26 protein-coding genes and 1 pseudogene are annotated in these 21,529 nt (G+C 69.9%); 22 read left to right on the forward strand and 5 right to left on the reverse strand.

Features of this window, described 5'->3' with window-relative positions:
• Positions 1–76: 76 nt before the first annotated feature.
• The 4 genes from ACFV9D_RS05870 to ACFV9D_RS05885 all read right to left on the reverse strand — a co-directional run bounded on the left by ACFV9D_RS05870 (position 77) and on the right by ACFV9D_RS05885 (position 3,712).
• Positions 77–1,480 (reverse strand): ATP-binding protein, encoded by a 1,404-nt coding sequence (locus ACFV9D_RS05870; protein WP_385141455.1) that lies wholly within the window; start codon positions 1,478–1,480, stop codon positions 77–79.
• Between the two features lie 21 nt (positions 1,481–1,501).
• Positions 1,502–2,185, reverse strand: coding sequence for a hypothetical protein (locus ACFV9D_RS05875; RefSeq protein ID WP_385141457.1), 684 nt, complete (start codon positions 2,183–2,185; stop codon positions 1,502–1,504).
• Positions 2,186–2,497, reverse strand: coding sequence for a DUF6112 family protein (locus tag ACFV9D_RS05880; protein ID WP_385141460.1), 312 nt, complete (start codon positions 2,495–2,497; stop codon positions 2,186–2,188).
• A gap of 102 nt (positions 2,498–2,599) precedes the next feature.
• Positions 2,600–3,712, reverse strand: coding sequence for a C40 family peptidase (locus tag ACFV9D_RS05885; RefSeq protein WP_385141463.1), 1,113 nt, complete (start codon positions 3,710–3,712; stop codon positions 2,600–2,602).
• Between the two features lie 513 nt (positions 3,713–4,225).
• Here ACFV9D_RS05885 and ACFV9D_RS05890 point away from each other — a divergent pair.
• The 18 genes and pseudogenes from ACFV9D_RS05890 (at position 4,226) to ACFV9D_RS05975 (ending at position 17,297) form a co-directional block, all read left to right on the forward strand.
• On the forward strand, positions 4,226–4,981 hold the full coding sequence (locus ACFV9D_RS05890; RefSeq protein ID WP_385141466.1) for a DNA-methyltransferase: 756 nt from the start codon (positions 4,226–4,228) through the stop codon (positions 4,979–4,981).
• A gap of 252 nt (positions 4,982–5,233) precedes the next feature.
• The gene (locus ACFV9D_RS05895; protein ID WP_385141557.1) at positions 5,234–5,791 is read left to right on the forward strand and encodes a DUF4913 domain-containing protein; all 558 of its coding nucleotides are present in this window, start codon (positions 5,234–5,236) and stop codon (positions 5,789–5,791) included.
• Complete coding sequence (locus ACFV9D_RS05900; protein WP_385141469.1) at positions 5,788–6,270, forward strand: hypothetical protein; 483 nt, start codon at positions 5,788–5,790, stop codon at positions 6,268–6,270. The genes ACFV9D_RS05895 and ACFV9D_RS05900 overlap by 4 nt, the downstream gene beginning before the upstream one ends.
• 19 nt (positions 6,271–6,289) lie before the next feature.
• Positions 6,290–6,985 (forward strand): hypothetical protein, encoded by a 696-nt coding sequence (locus ACFV9D_RS05905; RefSeq protein ID WP_385141472.1) that lies wholly within the window; start codon positions 6,290–6,292, stop codon positions 6,983–6,985.
• Positions 6,986–7,009: 24 nt separating this feature from the next.
• Positions 7,010–7,729 (forward strand): hypothetical protein, encoded by a 720-nt coding sequence (locus tag ACFV9D_RS05910; RefSeq protein WP_385141475.1) that lies wholly within the window; start codon positions 7,010–7,012, stop codon positions 7,727–7,729.
• A gap of 151 nt (positions 7,730–7,880) precedes the next feature.
• A complete protein-coding gene (locus tag ACFV9D_RS05915) occupies positions 7,881–8,228 on the forward strand; it encodes an SH3 domain-containing protein (protein ID WP_385141478.1) in 348 nt (115 codons plus the stop codon).
• A gap of 95 nt (positions 8,229–8,323) precedes the next feature.
• Positions 8,324–8,785 carry a hypothetical protein gene (locus ACFV9D_RS05920; protein ID WP_385141479.1) on the forward strand — a complete coding sequence of 154 codons (462 nt, stop codon included), beginning with the start codon at positions 8,324–8,326 and terminating at the stop codon, positions 8,783–8,785.
• Positions 8,782–9,225, forward strand: a complete 444-nt coding sequence (locus tag ACFV9D_RS05925; protein ID WP_385141482.1) for a hypothetical protein — start codon at positions 8,782–8,784, stop codon at positions 9,223–9,225. The genes ACFV9D_RS05920 and ACFV9D_RS05925 overlap by 4 nt, the downstream gene beginning before the upstream one ends.
• Before the next feature lie 13 nt (positions 9,226–9,238).
• The gene (locus ACFV9D_RS05930) at positions 9,239–9,649 is read left to right on the forward strand and encodes a hypothetical protein (RefSeq protein WP_385141485.1); all 411 of its coding nucleotides are present in this window, start codon (positions 9,239–9,241) and stop codon (positions 9,647–9,649) included.
• A gap of 42 nt (positions 9,650–9,691) precedes the next feature.
• Positions 9,692–10,543, forward strand: coding sequence for a winged helix-turn-helix transcriptional regulator (locus ACFV9D_RS05935; protein ID WP_385141487.1), 852 nt, complete (start codon positions 9,692–9,694; stop codon positions 10,541–10,543).
• Entirely contained in the window at positions 10,540–11,028 is a 489-nt protein-coding gene (locus ACFV9D_RS05940; RefSeq protein ID WP_385141490.1) for a hypothetical protein, read from the forward strand. The genes ACFV9D_RS05935 and ACFV9D_RS05940 overlap by 4 nt, the downstream gene beginning before the upstream one ends.
• A gap of 103 nt (positions 11,029–11,131) precedes the next feature.
• Positions 11,132–12,370 (forward strand): MFS transporter, encoded by a 1,239-nt coding sequence (locus tag ACFV9D_RS05945; RefSeq protein ID WP_385141492.1) that lies wholly within the window; start codon positions 11,132–11,134, stop codon positions 12,368–12,370.
• A 53-nt stretch (positions 12,371–12,423) separates the two neighbouring features.
• Positions 12,424–12,708: a hypothetical protein gene (locus ACFV9D_RS05950; protein WP_385141495.1), complete on the forward strand. Its 285-nt coding sequence runs from the start codon at positions 12,424–12,426 to the stop codon at positions 12,706–12,708.
• A gap of 64 nt (positions 12,709–12,772) precedes the next feature.
• Positions 12,773–13,986 (forward strand): annotated as a pseudogene (locus ACFV9D_RS05955) (ATP-grasp domain-containing protein).
• Between the two features lie 13 nt (positions 13,987–13,999).
• On the forward strand, positions 14,000–14,866 hold the full coding sequence (locus ACFV9D_RS05960) for a DUF317 domain-containing protein (RefSeq protein WP_385141498.1): 867 nt from the start codon (positions 14,000–14,002) through the stop codon (positions 14,864–14,866).
• A gap of 30 nt (positions 14,867–14,896) precedes the next feature.
• A complete protein-coding gene (locus ACFV9D_RS05965; protein WP_385141500.1) occupies positions 14,897–15,385 on the forward strand; it encodes a hypothetical protein in 489 nt (162 codons plus the stop codon).
• Between the two features lie 61 nt (positions 15,386–15,446).
• Complete coding sequence (locus ACFV9D_RS05970; protein WP_385141502.1) at positions 15,447–16,235, forward strand: DUF317 domain-containing protein; 789 nt, start codon at positions 15,447–15,449, stop codon at positions 16,233–16,235.
• A gap of 33 nt (positions 16,236–16,268) precedes the next feature.
• On the forward strand, positions 16,269–17,297 hold the full coding sequence (locus ACFV9D_RS05975; protein ID WP_385141505.1) for a collagen binding domain-containing protein: 1,029 nt from the start codon (positions 16,269–16,271) through the stop codon (positions 17,295–17,297).
• A gap of 475 nt (positions 17,298–17,772) precedes the next feature.
• Here the strand turns inward: ACFV9D_RS05975 and ACFV9D_RS05980 are convergent, their stop codons facing one another.
• Entirely contained in the window at positions 17,773–18,753 is a 981-nt protein-coding gene (locus ACFV9D_RS05980; RefSeq protein ID WP_385141508.1) for a DUF6602 domain-containing protein, read from the reverse strand.
• Between the two features lie 487 nt (positions 18,754–19,240).
• On the opposite strand from ACFV9D_RS05980, the gene ACFV9D_RS05985 reads away from it, so the two are divergent.
• The 4 genes from ACFV9D_RS05985 to ACFV9D_RS06000 all read left to right on the forward strand — a co-directional run bounded on the left by ACFV9D_RS05985 (position 19,241) and on the right by ACFV9D_RS06000 (position 21,466).
• Positions 19,241–19,462 (forward strand): hypothetical protein, encoded by a 222-nt coding sequence (locus tag ACFV9D_RS05985; RefSeq protein ID WP_385141511.1) that lies wholly within the window; start codon positions 19,241–19,243, stop codon positions 19,460–19,462.
• Between the two features lie 417 nt (positions 19,463–19,879).
• Positions 19,880–20,233: a DUF317 domain-containing protein gene (locus tag ACFV9D_RS05990; RefSeq protein ID WP_385141513.1), complete on the forward strand. Its 354-nt coding sequence runs from the start codon at positions 19,880–19,882 to the stop codon at positions 20,231–20,233.
• 105 nt (positions 20,234–20,338) lie between these two features.
• Complete coding sequence (locus tag ACFV9D_RS05995) at positions 20,339–20,629, forward strand: hypothetical protein (RefSeq protein WP_385141515.1); 291 nt, start codon at positions 20,339–20,341, stop codon at positions 20,627–20,629.
• Positions 20,630–20,644: 15 nt separating this feature from the next.
• Complete coding sequence (locus ACFV9D_RS06000; protein WP_385141518.1) at positions 20,645–21,466, forward strand: DUF317 domain-containing protein; 822 nt, start codon at positions 20,645–20,647, stop codon at positions 21,464–21,466.
• Positions 21,467–21,529 lie beyond the last annotated feature (63 nt).

A 21,529-nucleotide genomic window follows, 5' to 3' on the forward strand; every position in this document is an offset into this window, starting at 1 on the left:
GGGGCTGGTCCTGGAGGCGCGGGGGAGCGGGGGCGGGAGGTGAGTCACCTCCCGCCCCCGGATTTCGGGCAGGGGGTCAGAGGCCGGTCGCAGGGGGCGGCGGGGAGGCCGGCCCGTGAGATCCGGAGTTCTGCGTGCCGACGGGCTGGGTGCCGGAGGACGGCGGAGCGCCCTGTGGCGGCGGCGTTGTGGTCGGCGGGCTGGACTGCCATCCGCCGCCCTGACCGGCTGCGGCACCGGCTCCGGAGCCGCCACCTGCTGCCGGGCTGCCGCCCACGTGGCCGCTGGTGTCGTCGGAGACGCTGGTCGGCGGAGGCTGGACTGCCTTCTCCAGGCCGGACTTGACGGCGTCACCGCCTGGCGAGACGCCAGAGCCTTGGCTCTGCGAACTCTCCTGGTCTCCGCCGGACGAGGAGGAGGCGATGTCGCCGGGGAACCCGCCACCGCCGGGGATCGAGTCCGGTCCCTGCGGAGCGGCCCCGGCTCCCGCACCGGCTCCGGCTGCGGCACCACCGGTTGCTGCGGTGGCCGCCATCGCGGCGGCCTTGCGGGTCGCCTTCTCCGCCTGCTGCTTCGCCAGCTGCGCACCGGCGCCACCGGCGCGGTGGAGGGATTCTCCGTCGGATCCTTCAGCGGCCCAGTGGACGAACTTGAAGGTGGCGTACGGGCACAGCAGGATCAGGATCATGATGACGATGCCGGCCATGACGTCGGCGAGGGCGGCGAGCCCGTCCTTCGAGTCGGTCTTGCCCATCGCGGCGATGCCGAGCACGAACACGATGGTCATCAGGAGCTTGGAGACGACGAGGGTAGCGGTGGCCTCGATCCAGCCCTTGCGCCAGCGGCGTGCGGCTTCCCAGCCGCCTCCCGCTCCGGCGAATACGGCCAGGGTGACCATGACGAGGATGCCGACCTTGCGGACCATCATCACGCACCAGTAGAGGACGGCGCCGATCGCGGCACCGAGGGCGGCGAACACCATCACCAGCCAGCCGAGACCTGACAGGGCTCCGATCTGGGCGACCTTGACGATGCGGCGTACGGCCGTCTCGATCGACAGGTTGGAGGCTTTCAGGAGCCCGGCCGACAAGGCGTCGACCACTTCGATTGCGACGGTGGTCAGTGCGATGGCCGCGAAGGCGAAGATGACACCCGACGCGGTGCCGGTGAACGCCTGCGTTAGGGCCTGCCCGTCGCGCCGGATGGCGGCCCGGACAAGCTGGGCACAGAACGTGGCCACGAGGACGACCAGTCCGATGGGCAGGATCGTCTCGTAGTTGTCTCGGAACCACCCGGCGTTCAGGTCGACTTGGGTGGTGGCGTCGACGGCCTTGGCGGCGAGGTCGGCCGAGGCGGCGGCGAGTTCGCCGGCGGACTTCGCCATCCAGTCGCCGATCGCCTTGCCGGGGTTGGACGCGAAGTCCACTGCCTCGCCGACCGCGCAGACCGTGTCCGCGAGGGGAAGGTCGCAGAATCCCATGGGGGAGCTACCTCCTTGTGGTCAGGGCGCGACGCGCGGGGCGATCGCGACGAGCGAGCAGTCGACCGAGGGCCGGCACTGGACGGCGAGGGTCACGGAGCGGTCCTCCGCCCCTCCGCCGCCCTTGGCCCAGGCGATCCGCTGCTTGCCGGTGACGGTGACGGCGTAGATGTACGCCTTGGTGATCGCGGCGGGGTCCTCGGCCAGGGCCTGCTTGAACGCGGCCGGGTAGTGGGCCTCAGCCGCGGTGGCCGTGGCGTACTGCTGCTGGTCGGCCATCCGCGACCACAGGGTCGGGTCCGGCACCTGCGCGGAGATCGAGACCCAGTCGCTGTACTGGGTCTCCTTCGTCATCCACGCCTCCATGCCGGCGAGCTGCTGCTCGCGGCTGGTGGTGCGGGTGTCGTAGGACCAGAGCATCACGGCGGCCTCCTTGGCGAACGCGACGGGGTCGGAGATCCGCGGCGGCCGGGGCACCGAACCCGTTGTCGGCGTCGGCTCGCGCACCTCGTCGGCCGGCGGCGAGCTGCTCGTCGGGGCCGGGCTGCTGGCGGTCGGACGGTGCTGTTCGTCGCGGCCCGTGAAGTAGGCGGTCGCAGCGGCGACGGCGAGCAGGCAGGCAAGCCCGATCGCGATCACGGCGGCGCGGCGGCGGGCCGACCAGCCGACCCCGTAGGCCGAAAGGGAGAAGAGTCGTTTCGTCATTTAGTGGACCTGCGACCCCAGGGCGGAGAAGAAGGCCACGATTCCGTTGGCGGCGCCGAGCCCGAGGGCGGCGCCCGCGGCCACGGTGGCACCCTTCTTGCCGTTCGCCTCGGCCTGGTGGCCGCCGGTGTGGTGGCCCCACGCCCAGACCGCGAGGCTGACGGCGAGCGCGCCGACCACGGCGATGATGCCGAACAGGTTGATCGAGTTGACGACGTTCTTCAGCACGGTGAGACCGGGCAGGCCGCCGCCCTGGGGGGTAATTCCTGGGTCGTAAGCGAGGTGGATGAGGTGGCCGGCGAGGGGAGACATGGGTATGGGAGGGCTCCTTGCGTGCGCAGGCCAAGCGGGCCCGGGCGGAGGTGAAGAAGAAGAGGGGGAGGGGCGCGCGAGCGGCGCGAGAAGGGGCCGGCGTCAGAGGACGCGGCGGGCGGCGAGGACGTCCCAGTCCTTGAGCGGCGTGATCCGGACGGGCTTGCCAGTGCGCGGGGCCTCGATCACGAGCCCCTCGCCCATGTACATGCCGACGTGTTCCGGACGGGCCGCGGTGCCGCGGCTGAAGATCAGGTCGCCGGGCTTAAGTGCCTTGACGGAGACGGCTTTGCCCTCGTTGACCTGCGTGTACGTGGTGCGGGTGAGGTGTATGCCGGCCTTGGCGTACGCCTGCTGCATCAGCGAGCTGCAGTCGCAGCGGCCCATCGGGTCAGGGCCGCGCGGGGCCGTGCACGAGCCGCCCCACTGGTACATCGTGCCGAGCTGGTGCATCGCCCAGACGATCGCTGTGCGGGCGCGCGGGTCGGTGTCCTTCGGGATCGAGTAGCCCTTGGGTACGGCACCTTCGGGGATCGGTCCGTACTGGGATCCGTCCTGCGCGGTGCAGCCCGAGAGGGCGGTGTCGTCGGGGTTCTTGTCGGAGCCGTCGGAGTTGCCGGGGAAGGTGGCGGCGATGGCCTTCTGCAGCGCGGTGGCCAGCGGCTCCCACTGCGCGTACGCGTCCGGGTAGCCGGACTTCTGCACCGCCTGCGCCGCCTGGGTCACGGTCATCTGCTGCCAACCACGCACGCTGAGCAGCGCCTTGTAGAACTTCTCCGAGGCGTACACCGGGTCGCGGATCTGGTCGGGAGTGCCCCAGCCCTGCGACGGGCGCTGCTGGAACAAGCCGAGGCTGTCGCGGTCACCGCCGGAGAGGTTGCGCAGCCTCGACTCCTGCATGGCCGTGGCGAGCGCGATGATCTGCCCGCGCTTGGGAACGTCGAGGCTGATGCCGGTGGCCACGATGGTCTGCGCGTTCGGGATCTGTTCGGCCGGCAGAGACAGGCCCTCGATGTGGACGTCGGAGGCGTCCGCGCCGTCGAGAATCTTGGTGACCTGGTCGGTGATCTTGTCGGTGTCCAGGGTGGGCAGGCACTGGTCGATGGCGCTGGTGCGGGTGGCGGCTTCGCTGGAGCTGGCCATCATCATGGCCGTGCCGCCGAGGAGGAGCGGGGAGAGGAAGGCGACGCCGATGCCGGCGGCGAGCGCCTTCAACCGGCCTCGTCCGCTCGCGCGGAGTCGTTTTCGGGCAGGGGCGGGCAACGAGACGTCACGGAACGGCCTTTCGGGGTGCAGTGTGGCCTGCCGCGTGCGCGAGGCGTGGTGGAAGGGGCGCGGCGGCCGTGGTGGGCGATCGAGGTGCTGGCCGGTCCGGGCAAGTTGCCGCTCGCTCGGGAGGCCAGGAGGTGAGCTAGGTGTGCCGGGGCAGGGGGAATCTCCGCGAGGCAGGGGGAAGGAATCGCCATCGGCGGTGTGCGCCGGGCGGTTCAAAAACAGTAGGTGCAGATCGGCGGTTGACCAAAAAGTCGGCGTGAGGTGCCGGAATCCGGCACCTCGGCATGGCACTTCTTGGTCGTCGGCGAATTCGCCCCTACAGTTTTGGGACTCCCCTCGCCCTGCCTCTGTCCGTGGCCCTGGGCTTCTGCATGCCCAATTCCGGCCTACGAGGCTTTCCTTGCGCGACGGGGTCTTCTTCCTGGATCTTCACACCCGAATCGGGGTCTCTCTTTGCCTTTTTCCCTGCACCAGGGCGACGCCCTGAGCGTTCTAGCCGGCCTGCCGGACAACTGCGTCGACTCCGTCATCACCGACCCGCCGTACAACAGCGGGGGACGGACCGCGAAGGAACGCACGAGCCGCTCGGCGAAGCAGAAGTACACCTCCGGCGACGCCAAGCACACCCTCGCTGACTTCACCGGCGAGAACATGGATCAGCGTTCGTACGGCTTCTGGCTGACGCAGATCATGACCGAGGCGCACCGGCTGACGAAGACCGGCGGGACGGCGCTGCTGTTCACCGACTGGCGCCAGCTCCCCGTCACGACGGACGCGATCCAGGCGGCCGGCTGGCTGTGGCGCGGCGTGCTGGCCTGGCACAAGCCGCAGGCCAGGCCCCAGAAGGGCCGCTTCACGCAGAACTGCGAGTTCATCGTGTGGGCCAGCAACGGCCCCATCGACGCCTTGCGCAACCCCGTCTATCTGCCCGGCCTGTACAGCGCGTCGCAGCCCTCGGGCAAGGCCCGGCAGCACATCACGCAGAAGCCGGTCGAGGTGATGCGGGAGCTGGTCAAGATCGCCCCGCCGGGTGGCACGGTGCTCGACTTCTGCGCCGGCTCCGGCTCCACGGGCGTCGCCGCCCTGCTCGAAGGCAGGGACTTCATCGGTGTGGAGAAGACCGAGCACTACGCCTCCACCGCCGCCGACCGGCTCACGCAGACCGTCCGCGAAACCCTGACCCAGGACGACATGGTCCTGACGGCCTGACACCTCAACCGCGCGTCACTGAACGGCAATCGAGGTGCTGCCGCGCGGTGTGCTCTCGCACAGTCCTGCCATGGGTTTCCTCAAGCCTGGCCGATTTCCCGGCGCCTCCGTATCGCCTTTTCCCCACACTCGTAGGAGGCCACCGTTTCCGCCCCTGAACCTGAATCCGTAGAACCCAACGAGGGGGAGTTGGAGCCTGTGCGTGTTCCGGACCCCCACCTCGAAGGCATCGAGGCCAGTGTCCGGCGGCTGATGGAGCAGTCGGCCCAGCAGGCCCAGCAGCTCGATCAGCTTTCCTCCGCTCCTGCCGCCGGCTCCTCGCCGTTTGCGGCGTTCGGTATGCCGGGGCTCGGCATGCCCGCAGCCGCTGCTCCCCCCGAGCCGCGCCCGATTCTGGAGCTTGAGGGCGAGGCGTACGAGGACGAACTCGACGCGCTCAGCGACTGGGTCGACGACTTCCTTCTTCCTGTCTACGGAGCCGAGGTCACCACGGCGGCGCCCTGGTGCCTTCAATGGCAGGAGCACGACGATGTCGTCGCGTGGCTCCATGCCCTCTGGCTCGCCTACCAGCAGCACAAGGACGCCGAAGCCGGGCTCTCCGGTCTGTTCGTGTGGCACCGGGACTTCCTCACCCATGCCATCGCGGCGATCCGCGCACCTGGCGGTCCGCTGTCGGCGTGTATGACCTCCCCGGACCGTCCCGCGCACCGCATCCTGCCTGGTCCGCCGCCTTCCGCCCGTACGGAGAAGGCGAACGCGTCGGAACCCGAGGTGCCCGGGTCTGACGAACCGGGCGATCCGGCGTCATGAGCACGGGGCAGCAGCCGGCCTTCGGCCTCAGCTTTGATCCCCGCGCCCTGACCGACCTCCTCCAGGCCCCCGGCGACATCCGCGACCTCACCCTTGCCTACCTGCAGGAAGTGGTGAACGCCGAGCGGTTCGGGATCAAACTCACCGGCGACCTGGAGGGGTACCGCAAGCTGTTCGTGGACCGCCGCAAGGAATGGCGTGTCGTCTACGGCCTCCGCCCGGCACCGGAAGCGTCCGTGCATCGCCAGGAGATCCACGTCGTCGCGGTACGCCCGCGGGCCGGTAACGACGTGTACGACACCGTCGGACAGCGCCTCGGGATGGCCCGCCGGCCGCTGAGTGCCCGGACCCATGCCGCTCGTTCCCGCTCGCCGCAGCTCGCGACCCGCGGGCCCGTACCGAAGGCGGCGCCGCTGCCCTCCGCGATTCCGGGCCTGCCCCGCCCCGCTCTCGGCCCCTCACAGCACCACCTCCGATGACCATGAGGAGGACGCACCCATGCCCTCCGATCCCACGCAGGGAGCAGCCCGGCGTGCGGTCACCCAGCTCGACCACCGCGTAGAGGCCGCGGCCGGCCACAATCTCGACACCCTGTGGGCTCACAGAGACCGCGGCGTCCTCGACGAGCGGCACGCGCGCCTGGTGGACCGGCACCGCGAGCTGGTCAAGGCCGAGACCGCCGTGACCTTCTACCGCACACTGCTGCACCGGCTCAGCAGTGGCGAATTCCACGTCGATCCCGCTCTGTTCAGGCGGATCGACCGCACCGTCTACCAGTTGAAGGGAGCCACCGCCACCCGCGATGCGGCCGAAGGCGCCGTGATCGCGGCGCTGGAGCCGATCGAGACGACCTCCAGCGCACCCCCGGTTGTCCGGGAGCCGATTCCGGCCGCCGACCAGGCGGCTCTCCTGACCATCGCGGGCGGTGCCAAGCTCTACGAGCACCTGCTCACCGGCCGGATGTCCGTGGCCACCGCCGCCGGCACCCGGATCCCGTACACCCAGTTCCAGCGGCTGGAGTCTTCCGGGCTCGTCTCCCGTGACGCGAGCCATCCGCTGCACGCCGGGCAGCCTGTCGCCCTCACCGAGAAGGGCCGGGCTGCCCTGGCGGGCCGCAGCCGCCGGAGCACGGCAGCAGCGCCGGCCCCGCCCCGGCCAGAAACGTGGCCCGGAGTCGCCCGGCCCCGTCGCTGACCGGGCTGCCTACCGAAAGGATCTATGTCCCCGCCCGAACTGGATCTCCGCCTCGGCGGCTTCGAGGCCGCCGACCAGCAGATCGAGGAGGCGTTCTGGCACGCGATCGGGATCGAGCTGGACATGCTCACCCCGCTCGCCGAACACCACACCCCCGACGGCACGACCAGCTTCTACGTGCTGCACAACGGCGCCGCCACCTGGGGAATCCCCGGCGAGCCGCAGCTCGTCGCCCTCCACCTGCGGCGCGATCTCAAGGCGCAGACGTTCCGCTTCGACCACACCGAACTGCCCCTGCCCGCGCTGGCGCAGTCCTGGCTCATCCACCGCGGCTGCCCGCCAGAGGCGATCGGCCTCACGCCGGGAATGGGCCCCGCGCCGGCGGACGAGGCGACACAAGCGCTCGAGCGACGTCTCGCACGCGACGGAGACCACTACGCGCTCGGCTACAGCCACACTCGCGACGACCCCGACGACCCAGTCATCCTCGTGGCCCTGCGCGCCCTCGACGAGAGAGCGCCGTTGCCCTTCCGCATCGTGGTGGAGGAGTTGGACACCGACGCGTGCACCTACACCCTGCGGGAGGGCGGCTTCGCCACGGTAGGAGAAGCCCTGCAATGGTGCGCGGACCGGTTGTGCGGCGAAGCCCGCTCTCTCCCGCCCGTCAAACCCGCCGCGCCCTCCACCCACTCGGCCCCCATGCCCAAGACGTCTGCCCCGCACCCGCCGGGACGGGGGCGGTGAGCATCAAGGCTGCCGGGCGCGGCGGAATATAGGCGACGATCGCCGGTTGGCCAAACCGGCGATTCTCCGGACTCTTATACGGCCGCCGGGAGACACCCCGGCCGTCGCCAATCGGCGCATTCCCCCATTCCTGTACGGAGGTTTCTTCCGCATGCGCTCCACCCGAATCGCGATATCCGCTGCGCTGCTCGGCGCACTCGCTCTGCCGGTCGTGTCCGCGTCCGTGGCCACCGCCGCGCCCAGCAGCACGCAGACGGCTCTGCCGACGATCCGTGACTGTGACCGGCCTGGACCGTGGGTCATCGGCACCCGCGCGGTGACAATCCGCTTCAAGGCGACCGTCAAGTCCACCGCGGTCGGCGTCCTTTACCGCGGCCACAAGTTCACCGTTCATAAGACGAGCGGCGGCTGGCACTACATCACGGACCGTACCACCGGCGTGAAGGGCTGGGTGTCCGGATCCTACGTCTATCGCGACGTCCGAATGTGCCTCGACTGACAACACGACTACGACGTGGCCGAGTTCCCTTCTGGCTCGTCGATTTCCTTCCCAAGAGCGACCGGGCCGTTGTGCCTGGCGGAAAGGAGTTCTCCTTGTCCGACGGCATAGAGGATGTCGTGGACGTGCTCACCGAGCAGATCGAAGCACGTTTCGGCATGGGCATGGACGAGCTGAAGGCCGCGGTCGCGGCGGCACCGGCTGCCAACCGCGACGCCACCGACGTCGTCCGCTGGCACGGCCTGCTCACCGAGTCCCAGGAGGCGCTGGAGCGAGCCGAGGACGCGCTCGTCGCGGCCCTCGAATCGCAGCCGAGCGAGGTCGACGACCCGACGATGGATCTCGCCAACCGTGTCAACGCGGCCGTCACCGCGTGCGACGGACGGGCCCTGGTCGTGAAGTACCTCCTCGACCCGCACGCCCTGGGCAAGCAGCACCTTGCGGCCGAACGCTTGGCCCGGCTCACACCCACCACCCGTCGAGGCCCGGCCGTCCAGACCAGCACGCCCGTACGCCCCGCCGCGGCGCCCGTACCGGATCGGGGAGCGGTCCGTTGAGCGTGCGCGCCAAGCCGAGCAGCCAGGACAACGTCCTTGAGGACATGTTCGGCGCCACGGTCGACGAGCTGTACCAGGCCGCTGTCGGCCCGCAGGCATCAGCCGCCCTGACGCGGGCCATGGAACTGCGGTCCTTCCTGGCCCTGGCCGAGGAGCAGGTCGCGCGGGTTCGTGACCGCGTCCATCAAGCCATGGCACCCGACCGGGACATGGACGAGCTGTCCGCGCAGGACCTGCACCTCGACGCCCAGTGGCTCGAAGCGGCCCTGGACGCCCGCGCCAGCTACCGCGCAGCGCTCGGAGAACTGCTGCGCACCATGCCCCCGCTCCAGCAACCGGGCCGACCTGATCGCCTCGCCCAGCAGCCGGTCACCACCACCCTTCCCGCTGCCGCCCCGGCACTGTCGCGTGCCGGGGCGGCCCGGACCCGCCGACCGTGAAAGCCATCGCCGATTGCCCCACCTCACGCCCACCGAGATAGCCGGACGGATCGAGGACCTGTACGGCGCGCCGCTCGCCGACCTCGAAGCCCACGCCCAGGACCAGCCCCCGGGCATGCTTTCCGCTCTCCTCGGCGGCCACCACGACCTCGCCTTCGCCGAGCAGAGCATCACCTTCCACTGCGACCGGCTCGCCCAGCTCGTAAACCCCGAGCGGCACATCGGGGCTCACGAGGTCTCGCACGTCCTCGACTGCGCCCGCCGCCTCGCCGAAGCGATCGCCGTCCGCGACACCCAGGCCAAGACCCTCTCCGCCGTTCTCCAGAGCCTCGGACGCGTCTCCCGGCCCCAGCCTTCCTCTGCCCCGGCCCCAGCCGTTCCTGCTCCCGCCGTCGCGGCCGCGTCCACGGCTCCGAGCCGCTGACCTTCGGGCACTTCCCCTTACCTCACCCAGGAGTTCAATCCCTTGGCGACCACCGCTCTGTCCCCTGCTACCGACACCGACATCGCCCGGGTCACCGAGGCACTCGCCATGATCACCCCGCGATGGAACGTGCGGATTCTGCTGGCCCTCTCCGGCAGGCCGCTTCGGTACACCGAGCTCGCGGACCGACTGTCCTGGCTGCAGAGCGGCCAACTTCATCCCAAGCTCCGCTCGCTGTGCGACGCCGGCCTGGTCGAGCGGACCAAGCACTCCGCCAGGCACGTCACCTACGGCCACACCGGGCGCGCAACTGCGCTGCTGCCGGTCCTGCCGTTGATCGCCGCCTGGGCGGAGGACCATCTGGAGAAGCCGGAGCGGCCGCTGCCCGCCATCGAGCAGATCGAGGACAGCCTCACGCTCCTTACCCGCCGTCACGCCGCCGCGATCCTGTGGGTGCTGAAGGTCCGCGGGGAGGCCAGCGGCCGCGCCCTGGCCAGCATCGTCATGCCTGGCAGCGACTGGACCAACATCTACCCCCCGCTTCGCCAGCTCGTGGCCGACGGACTGGTCGACACCGCCGGCCAGGGACAGCCCTTCCGGCTGTCTGATTCCGGCGACGGTCTCGGGCCGGTGCTCGGGGCTCTGTCCGCATGGTCCGCCGGGCAGCCCCTAGCGCAGGCCGCCAGGCATCCGGTCTGGGGACGGCCGGACGCCGCGCCGTCCCCGGAGAAGTGGGTCAGCAACCAAGCGCGACTGCCCGCTCCCACCACGTTGCCAGCACCGGTCCGGGCGGGACACATCGCGCCTGCGGCGTGGCAGCACCGTGATCTGTTCTCCCACGCCACTCCCGCCCGCTCGAAGTCGGCGCTGCCGGGGGCAGGTCCGCGCCGATGAATACCTCCCCCTCCACCGCCGATGTCCAGCGCGCCTGCACGGTGCTGTCCTCCCCGGCGTTGATCCGCCTGATCACCGAGATCGACGACAACGGCCCCATCCCGCCCCGCGGGCTGACGCGCATTCTCTCGGATCTCGCGCCGCATCAGATCCGGGATGCCACCGACCAGGCCCACGCCCTCGGCCTCGTCCGCGCCCGACAGGGACTCGGCCTCACCGAGTCCGGCATACAGGCGGCCGAGGTCTACGACGAGGCGGCCCGCTGGGCCCGAACTCACCACTACCCCGAGGTCACGAGCTCCTTGGTGACACGCGTCCGAGCCACCCTGCGGCTCCTTGGCGACACGGCCGGCCCTGCGCCTTCGCCTGCGGCCGCCAGCAGCCTCACCGCTCCGAAAACCGCTCTGGAGGCGTGGATCACCACCCACACGGGAGCCGACCGCACCTCCACCGAGCTCCTCGATGCCGCCAGGAACGCCGCGTGAACCCGCCGCCCGCCGCACCGGCCCGCGCCGCCGCACACCCGATGCGTACGTGACCCCCTCTCCTCCCCCGCTCCACGGGCCGTGCCCCTTGACGAAAGCGACGATGACCGACCTGATCGCCGGCCCCCGGCACGCCCGTCACACCGCCGGACTGCTGCGCAGCATCTACCTCCCGCGCACCATGGACGCGCTCGCGTTCGCCATGTCCACCTACGGCATCCCGCTCCTGGTGCTGGCCACCACCCACTCCGCCGCTCTGACCGGCCTCGCGTTCGCACTGGAGTGGCTGCCCCGGCTCGCGGCGTTCGGATGGGCCGGCGCGGTCGTGGACCGCAGGGGCGCCTCGGTCGTCTTCTTCCTCGCCTCTCTCGGCCGGGCCCTGGTCGTCACCGCAGGCGCGATCGTCCTCTTCCTCCACCCCGCTGGCACCGTGGCGACCGTGACGGTCATGGCCCTCGCCGCCACGACCGGCATCCTCACCGAGTTCAGCTATATCGCCGCCGAGACGGCGGGAGCCGCCGCCGGCCGGGCGGCGGGGGAGAAAGCGCACCGCGTCCAGTCCCTCCTGCTCGGCATCGACCAGACCGCGACGCTAACCGGTCCGGCGCTCGGCGGCCTGCTCCTGCTCGCCGGACCACCCCGGATGCTCGTCGTCATCGCCGTGCTGTCGCTGCTCGCCGCCCTCTTCGCCCTGAACACCCCGCCGTCGGCGGTCGCCCCGGCCCGAGCACCGAAGCAGCGTACGAGCGCCGGCCTGATCACCGGCTGGAAGACCATCAGGTCGCTGCCCGCGCTCGGCTGGCTCGTGACCGGCCTGACGATCTCCAACTTGGCCACGGGATTCCTCCAGGCCGCCGGCCCCGTGATCGTCGTCGACCACTACGGCCAGTCCACCACCGCCGTCGGACTCGTCTGGTCCGCCGCTGCCGGAGCCACCCTCCTCGCCGTCACCATCTGCCGGTTCGCCATCGACCGCCTCGGCCTGTGGCCCGTCGGCGCGACCTGCGCAGCCATCGCCTCACTCGCGTGCCTCGCCGTCTCCCAGGCCCCGGACTACCTCTCCTACCTGGCCCTCGTGGCCGTCCTCATGGCCGGCGAAGGCGGCATGACCGTCGTCCTGCGCACCCTGCGCTCCCGCCTCATCCCCCCGAACGTGTTCGGCAGCACCCTCTCGGCCACCATCCTCATCCTCTTGGTGCCCTTCCCCCTGGCCGGCGTCCTGACAGCCCTGACCCCGCCCTGGGCACTCGGCCACGTCATCACCGCCTGCGCCGCCCTGCAGGCCCTCGGCCTGGCCATCGCCTTCGCCCGCCTGCGCACCGACCCAGCCCTGGCCGCGTAACCGCGCCGCCGCGCGCATCCTCCTTCATCCCCGCCTTCGTGGAGCCCTCCCCGATGCCCACCACCCACCCGAGCCCCACCATTACCGAACAGTTCCACGCCTTCGACGCTCAACATCCGCACGTCTACCGGGCACTGGAACGCATGACCTCCGAGCGGCTGGCCGCTGGAGCCACCCGTATCGGCCTCAAGAGCCTCTTCGAAACCCTGCGATGGCGGATGCCGCACGGCGTACGCGGGCTGAACAACAACTTCACGGCCCTGTACGCACGCCGTCTGGTCGCCGAACACCCCGAGTGGGCAACAGCGTTCGAGCTGCGCCGCCGCCGAACCCCTTGATCAACCCTCCCCGCCACGCCGCCCCCTGATCACCCGGAGTCGTTCTTTGTCCCCTCGTCCAGTCGTGCTCGTCGTCGCCCCCGGTGACCAGACCTACCGCGGCTACTGCCTGGAGCAGGTCGCCGCCAACTACGACGTCGTCCTGATCACCAGCACCGAGCCGTCGTGGGAGAAGCCGCACATCATCGACCACGTCGTCGCCGATCTCGACAGCACCACGGCCCTGCTCGCCGCCGGCCGCACGCTCGCGGAGCGCCGCGAACTCGCCGGTGTCGTCACATGGTCGGAGTGGCACCTCGTCCCCACCGCGCGACTCGCCCGCGCGCTCGGCCTGGCGGCCAACCCGACAGAGGTGATGCAGGCGTGCCGGAACAAGGCCACCGCCAGGACCCTCTTCGCGCGCCACGGCGTCCCGTCGGCCGCCTCCATGACGGCCCGCTCCCTGCAGGAGGCGGGGCTTGCCGCGATGACCATCGGCTACCCGGCCGTACTCAAGCCCGCCGCCTTCGCCGGAAGTATCGGCGTGATCCGAGTCGACCGGCCCGAAGACCTCCCCGCGGCCTTCGAGTTCGCCACGGCCGGCGCGAGCCAGAGCCGCGAAGACACCGCGGTCCTGGTCGAGGAGTACCTCGACGGCCCGGAAGTTTCCGTCGAATGCGTCACCCACCACGGTGTGACCACCACCGTTGCCGTCGCCCGTAAGGCGCTCGGGCCGGAACCGTACTTCGAGGAGACCGGTCACACCGTCGATGCCCGCGACCCGCTCCTCGCGGTGGTCGCCCCCGTCGCCGCCGCTGCCATCAAGGCCCTGGGCATCACCGACGGCATCCAGCACGTCGAGATGCGCCTGGTCGACGGCCGCCTCCGCCTGATCGAGGTCAACGCGCGCGTCGGCGGCGACATGATCGGCCGCCTCGTCGAACTCGCCACAGGCATCGACCTTCCCGCGCCGCCGCCGACATCGCCTGCGGACGAACCCCGAACCTCACGCCGACCCGGGCCTCGGCCGCCTCCATCCAGCTGATCTACCCGGAGACCTCCGGAACGCTCACCCGGCTCCACTTCGATGGCCCCCGCCCGACCTGGCTGGAGAAGGTCCACTTTCAGCGCCGCCTCGGCGACCAGTTGCTCCTGCCCGCGGACGGCGGCGACCTGTTCACCGCCCGGATCGGCTACCTGATCACCACCGGCCCCACAGGCGACGCGGCCCGGGCCCGCGCCGAAACCGCCCTCGGCCGGCTCGTCGCCCGCGTCGAACCGGCTACCGCCGCCTCCTGACCACCGGATACCCATGTCACCTGACGACGACTTTCGCACCATCGACGGGGACGTTTACATCTCCCCGCGCTACCTCGCCGGCAGCACCGCGATAGGCGATCCCGCGCTCGCCCCGCTCCTCGACCTCGGCTGGGACCTGGAGCACGACGACCTCGGCAACGCCTACGTGACGGCTCCCGACCGTAAGGTCCGCCTCGGCTACCTCCCCGAAGGCGAAGACGACGGCCTTTGGCGTATCAACGCCTACAAGGACCCCTTCGGCCCGCCGACCTGGGGCGCCTGCTTCAACGACTCCTGCCCGACGGAGTTCGTCCGGGCGTTCACCACCGCCCTCGCCCAGGCGTACGAGAGCGACCCGGACGCCTACCTCGCCGCGCCCGACCCGAGGAGCACCGACCACGATCCGTTCCTCGCGGTCGTCCCCCTCATCCAACGCGGCTGGCAAATCGACAACCCCCGCTGGGGAGTGTTCGCAATCCACTCCGCCGACGGGCTCGCCGGACTGGAGTTCACCACCGGGCGCCTGGACCCGGAAACCGAGCTGACCACCCGCGACGCACGCTGGCAACTGTGGGCCGGCACCTCCATCGACCGCCCCGCCTGGTACGCCACCGCCAGCAACGACACCCCCGTTGCCCTGATCAAGGCCGTCACCGAGTGCGTCTCTGATCCGGCTCCGCTGCCGCGCTGGCGTCAGGACACCTACAGCTACGTCGAGGGCATGGCCCAGCTCACCCCCATCCTCCCGCCGAGCCCGCCGGCCCCGACCCCGCTCGACGTGCAGCGAGCCGTCTCCCGCCGACCGGCCGCGCTCCCCGCCCCCAGCGTTCCGCGCTGGAGCACCACCAGCCGCCCGCCCCTGCCCGGTCCGCGCCGCTGACGCCAGCTCGACCTCGACCGGAGATACCTCTTGTCCCTGCAAGCCCCCGAGTTCTTCGCCGAACTGTGCCTCCCCTTCCCCGATGGCACCGTCGTGGGCAACACCTACTACGCCACCCCCGTCGCGGGCGCACCGCTGCGGCTGCGGATCAGCTTCACCGGAACCATCCACGGGGACACGTACGGCGGCCTGCGCCTGGCGGTCGTCCACGCGGACAAGGGCGAGATCGACGCTGTGGCGCTCAACTTCGTGGACCACGGCACCTTTCACCGCCGCGACGAAGCCCACAACACCCGCAAGGGCGCCAAGCAGTACGGCACATTCGGCACATTCCACCGGCCCGGCAAGCCGCCGTGGGAGGGCGCCGTCACCACCTCGCTACGTGATGCCATCGAGCGGTATACAGCCATCTGGTTCCCCGGCGCTTGGGCCGCGTCGGCAACGCGCCGCACCGCGGGCGGTACCGCTCACAAGGCTCCCTGTCCGCCGGCCACCTGCAGCGGTGGCCGCACCCGGTGACCGGCCGCCCGCCCGTTCCCCAATGCCCAGCGTTCCGCACGGCCTCTCCAGGAGTCACTTCGTGTCGGCCGACCCGTTCAAGAATCTCGACCCCGCCCAGACCGTGAAGGTCCTTCCCCGCCACCTGGCAGGACCCGGCCCAGCCAGCCCCCGTACTGCCTGGCCCTTCCCGTTCGACAAGGACTGGTCACTGCACCAGCCCGAGGAGGGAACGGCCTTCGCCACCAGCCCCTGCCTGAGGCTGTGGACCCGCCTCGTCCTCGAACCCGACAGGCCCCGCAAGGGAACGTGGACTATCGCCGCGAACCGCGTGCCGTTCGGCCCCGCGGCCTGGCAGATCACGCTCGACGCCTCCACACCGGTCGAGCTGCTGCACGATCTCCACACCGAACTGCTCGACCTCTACCTGGAAGACCGGCACAGCGACCGCGACCGGCTGTACGAGGACGCGACTGCGCCGTACGAGGCGTACGCGCCACTGTTCGCCCGTGGCTGGAGTCACCAGGTCATGACTGGTGGCACGCAGATCTTCCTCGCGCCGGACGGGCTCGGGGGCGTGCGGCACCGGTACGCCCTCACCGGATCCGGCGGACCGACCTGGACAGCCTGGGGCGGATACCCGAGCGAACCGCACTGGCAGGCGCATTTCTCGTTCGGTACGCCCACCACGCTCGTCGCGGCGTCCATCGCCTCGCTGATCTCCACCGAGCCGGTCAACCGCACGGCCAAGGACGTTCCCTTCCATACCCGCGACCAGCTCTACGTCGCCGAAGCGACGGTCAAGCAGCCACCCCGCCACTCGCCCGCCGTCGCCCCTCCTGCGGCCCCTGGCCGAGGCCGGACTCGATGACCTTCCCACCACCTGATCAAGGAGCCCTTTCTCGTGCACGCTCGTACCGTCCGCGTTGCCGTCCGATCCGCCACCGTGGCCGCCGCGGTGACCGGCACCCTCACCTGGGCCCCGGCCGCAAGCGCCAACATGCCCGAGCCGACCCCCTCCGCCACCTCCACTCAGACCCCCGCCCCCGACGCGGGCAGCGTCTCCATCGTCAAGAAGGACCCGGCGGGCGACGTCCTTCCCGGCGCCGCCTTCCTCCTTCTCGACGCCACCGGCCAGGAAGCCGGCACCGGCAAGACCGACGCCCAAGGCCAGCTGACCTTCACCGACCTCGCCCCCGGCGTCTACCGGCTGAAGGAGACCTCCTCCGGCAGCCCGCTCCACGACGTCGTCGCCGACCAGGACGTCATCGTCACCCCGGGCGCCACCGCTCGCCTTACCATCGTCGACCCGTTCAAGCCGGCCCTTGTGCTCCTGAAGGCCAAGGACGATAAGACCGGCAAGATGCTCCCCGGCTCCACCGTGAACATCGGCTGTGGTGAGGCGACCCTGCTGCCCCTCACCACCGGCCCGAAGGGCACCGCGACCGGTGAACTGCCGGTGACCAGCCGGAAGGCCGAGTGCTGGGTCAAGCAGGTCAAGGCACCTGCCGGCTACGACATCTACAAGCCCTCGAAGAGCTTCACTGTCACGCCCGGGGCCCCGGTGACCGTGACCGTCACCAACGCCAAGACCGCCACCCCGCCGAAGCCCACGCCGACCGAAAAGCCGACCGCCACCCCGTCCACGCCCGGGGACAAGCCCACCGACAGCACATCGGGCGCGTCGAAGGCGACCCCGACGGACTCCGTCACGCCGGACGCCGACTCCTCGACCGCCCCGGCGGCAGACGCGACCGGCAACGCAACGCCGAAGGCGCCGGCCGGCTCCCTCGCCCACACCGGAGCCGACGCCACCCCGTGGATCCTCGGCGGCGCTGGCCTCCTCGTCGCCGCTGGCATCGGCGCCGTCGTTGCCGCCCGTCGGCGCGCGGCGTCCGAGACCGAGCAGGACAGCAACGGCGAGACCAGCTAGCCCACGATCACCCTCGACCAACAGGCCCCCGGGACCCCGTCCCGGGGGCTGGTCGCGTAGCCCGACGTCCGTCAGCTCCCGTCATCACGACGGACACGACATCGATGGCCACTGACTTCCTACGGCGGTTCAAACCGCGATCTGAGCCCCGACCCGCCCGGCCTCTCTCGCCCCAGGGGCATGGGCGATCAGTCGTCCACGGCCTGGCGCTCGTGTCCCGCAGCCTCGGTGATCTCGGAATGCTGCGCGCGGATCGAGAGCGGCAGTCCCGCAGCCTTCCGGGCCCCGCGGTACGTCAGTGCCCATCCCCGCTGAGGCGCGCCGGTGGCATCGAGGCCCAGGGCCTGACCGCTCGGCGGTGCGCGGTCATTGGGCGGCAGCGCGGGCCAGGGCGGTCGCCCGCTCTACGAGTGGCCAATACCTGGCCGGGGCGCCGCGTGCAAGCCCGCGCGACTACACGCCCCATGCTTCCGGGCTAAACCAGAAATCTCGCCCACTCGTCCCCAGTTCTCCAGGTCCTGTCGTTGGCAACCCAGCCTGGCCCTGTAAGCACATCCCGTACCTGCTGGCTGTATATATCGCCGCCCCAGATCCGGGTCGGTCCGTCACCGGCTTGCCTGGCCACAGCACGAAAGTACTCGGCGAGCGGCAGCATTTGAGGCTCCTCCCACGCAAGACGGCGCATCAGTACCGTCATCAGCGCCATCAGTGGCGAGGTCACGTTCTTCTCTCGAAGTATCTGCGTCATCGCGTAGCCCGTGTCCGGGAGATCCACCACCTCCTTGATTCGATCCCAGTTCCCCCTCCGCATCTGCGGCAGTACCCACGGAATCTTGGCGGCCCACCATGTAGCGAGATCGGCGACACACACCACGTCCAACATCTCTCGCGGGTGCTCCAGGCCCTGCAACCCCTTCCACAGGGCCTGATCGATGTTGACGAGTGGATCGGAGTTCTCGCCCTTCCACCGGTGAGAATGTGCAAGAACTCCGTAGATTGGCCTGCCGAACAGCTCCCGATATGGGGATCCCATCCTCGGTGCGGTGAGCCTGCGCACGATCGCCGCCGTTCGAGCCGCCTCGGCCAGGTGGTGAGCTTTGAGAGTGTTCTTACACTCGAACGCCGCGATCACACCGTCGGCGAGATATGTCTTCACCTCGCTGTCGACCAGGAACTTCGGGTAATAGGGGGAGAGGACCAACACGTCGATCTGCGGGCTGATGTCCGGCAGCCCATCGGGATCGCCACCGCTGTTCCTCGCACTGAGGATCCGTCCCTTGGTGACCACGTGATATCCCTCTGGAAGCCACTGCTCCAAGACGATCCGAGCCCAGTTGGCCTCGCCCTCGTCGCCAGACGTCCCGCGGTCGTCATTCCGCTTGCGGATGCGCTCGTACTCGGCAGCCAGTCGGGTCGCGGTCTGCGCAACGAAATCCTCCAGATCATGAGTGCCCACGAGGTGCTCCTTGTCGTCTGAGAGTTCGGCATCTGGCTGCGGCGCAGTTCTCCAGAGGCACGCATGTTCCCATGATCATCGCTCCACTGTGGCTGCGTTGTGGACCGGCCACCAGGCAGTTCGCTGTCCGTTGACAACGAACTCAGTCCTTTGCCAACCAAGCGAGTCGACTCGGCGGCAGGACTGAATCAACTCACCCCTGGCCTCGGCGGCGGCGTGTGACTTGTGCTGGAGCTGGAACAGGTGCTGCGCTGGCCTGGAGAGATCGCTCCCAGCTGGGCTGGCCCTGGCCAGCCGAGCAGGAGAAGCTCAGCTGGATCTTGGTTTCGCTAGTGTCGTAGTCGAGCGACACATGGAGCGTGTGAGTTCCTCCGGCTGCCATGGGGCCGATGTCGATCTGCTGGACCGTTTCGTAGTCGTACTCACCATCTCCGTACGTTCCGTAGGCACGCTTGCGTCGTAGTCCGTCGACACCATCACCGGAGGCGTGAACCCGAACGTCAGTGAGGGCTGGGCCCGAAAGTTGCCGGAAGGCTATAGCGGCATACGACTCCGACCATCCGTCTCGAGCCGTGTGAGCGGAAACCAGCTCAAGCTGTGGGCCGCTGGCCTCCAAGCGCGCCTGCTCCTCCCCTTCGACTTGCCGTTGCATAAGTTCAAGCTGAGCCTTGGCGGCATCGGCCTGTTCGCCGGCGGAGATGGCGGCTGACCGCGCACTCAGCGCTTGGTCCTTAGCGATGCGTGCCTGCCACAGGGCAATGCCCGCTGCCGCGAAGCTGATGATTGCAGCTCCCACGGCTACTCGTACTTCGCTAGACATGCTGTTCCAAAGTTCGCCGAGCAAGACTCCCCCTCACATGTGTTCAACCCGCCGGCCCTCAGTCTGCCGCGTTGCACGAGGATCGCAGTTCGCCTGCTGTGGAAGCGACCCAAGCCGGTACGGCCACGCAGCCCCCAGTGGCTCACCTCACACGACTGGCTTCGCTGTCAAGCGCCTCGATTGGATGACAGCGGACATTCGCCGGGGGCAGACAGGAAAGATCCTTCAAAGACTGGCCAACGGGTGCAGGGGCATGTCAACGTAGACGAACTTGCAAGAAACCCCAGGTCAGAGAGGTGATTGCTCGTGACCGTGGCTCCGCTGAGCCCCGGATTTTCCACCACCGTCCAAGCCCTCCGGCTGCGCGAGTGGCAGCTCGGCCCGGGCCAGCCCACGCTCGTCATGGATCAGTTCTCCGCCGACGACTTTAACCTCGTCGTGGACGACCGCGCGGACGTGCACGTCAACTCGAAGGACGGCCGTTTCTATCTCGGCTGGTTCCCGCTCGGCCGCCCCGGCACAGATGGGGAGGGATGGAAGATCGCCGTCACCGGCACGGCCAAAGTGCGCGGCTATCACGTGTCCTTCGACACCGAGACACCGGCCGAGGTTGTGGCCGCCGCCGTGGCCCGGGTGCTTGAGACCTCACGGCGCGTGTAACGCGAGAAGGCCGAGCGGAACTTTCCCCGCTGGAAGCTCTTTCCCGGCTCGTCGGCGGCGTCGTGCCCGCCATCCTCAGTTGCCTTCCTCATGCAAGGAGTTCCCGTGGAGCACACGGAGATGACCGTCGGCGATCTCATCGACCACCTGTCCAGCTACAACCGGAGCGCTCCGCTGCGGCTGGCGATGAACCCGTTTTTCCCGATGGGGCATCGCATCGAGCAGGTCGTCCAGGCCGTGGACGAGACCGGGCGGCCCGTCGTCTATCTGGCTGAGGGCCGGGACGCGGATACGCAACTCGGTCACCTGCCGCCCGAGGTCGCCGTTGCCCTGGCCTGGCAGACACCCGTCCAGGCGCCCCCGCGCCGCCCTCGCCGCCGTGCCGGCGGCAAATAGATCCGCACCCAGCCCTTGGAGGCGCCCCTGCACCCCGACTTCCCGCTCGATCCTTCCGCCGCGAACAGCACCCAGTCCGCGTACTGGGTCGGTCCCCGGCACCTGGCCGGCGATGACGGGCGGCTCTACGACGCCGTCGCCGACACGCTCGCCGGCCTTGGCTGGACGAGCCTGACGATCGTCCGCGGGCGACAGGAACCGGACGAGGCGCCAGAGGACCGGCAGGTCCTGCGCAGCACCGTCCTGCACATCAGCCCCGACACCCTCCGGTGGGCCCAATGGGTCCTGGCGGACGAGCCGTTCCGTCTCGGCGAGCTGCCGATCGCCTGGCAGGTCTCGGCTCGCGCGGAGACGGCCGATTCCCTCGCGACGTGGTCCGCCTACTTCACCTCCGATGTCCCGGGCGAGGTCCTCGTCGACTTCCTTGTTGCGCTCGACGCCCGCGATCAGCCCGCCGTGCCGCTTGCCGGGCCGGAGCTGGTCCTGGACGCCGTCACCGCGCACGGCTGGGTCTGCGACATCGATCGGCCGGACGCTGGGGCGATAGACCCGACCTTCACCTCGCACCTCAGCCTCGGCGAGGTACCGCCTCTCATCCAGGACGGCGACCCGCGCGGGCTGATGGCCGAGGCAGACGAGGCGGGCATGGCCGGATGGCAGGCATGGGCTGAGCCCGTGCTCGGGGCACAGTTTCTGTGGGCCGCGTCTTTCTGCGCAAGCGTGCCGCACGACCTCGTCGCCGCGTTCGCGGCCTCCCTCAGCTCGACCGCACCGGTCCTGCGCCGGATCCTGCCGGAGAGCACACAAGATCGCCTCCTGCGCGCCCCGGCCGGCTAAGCGCCGAGGCCGGGCCGTTCCCCCACCTCAAGACGCACGAAGCTCGGCCACCCCGAATCGGGG

The organism is Streptomyces sp. NPDC059875, from assembly GCF_042731085.1.
Classification (GTDB): Bacteria; Actinomycetota; Actinomycetes; order Streptomycetales; family Streptomycetaceae; genus Streptomyces.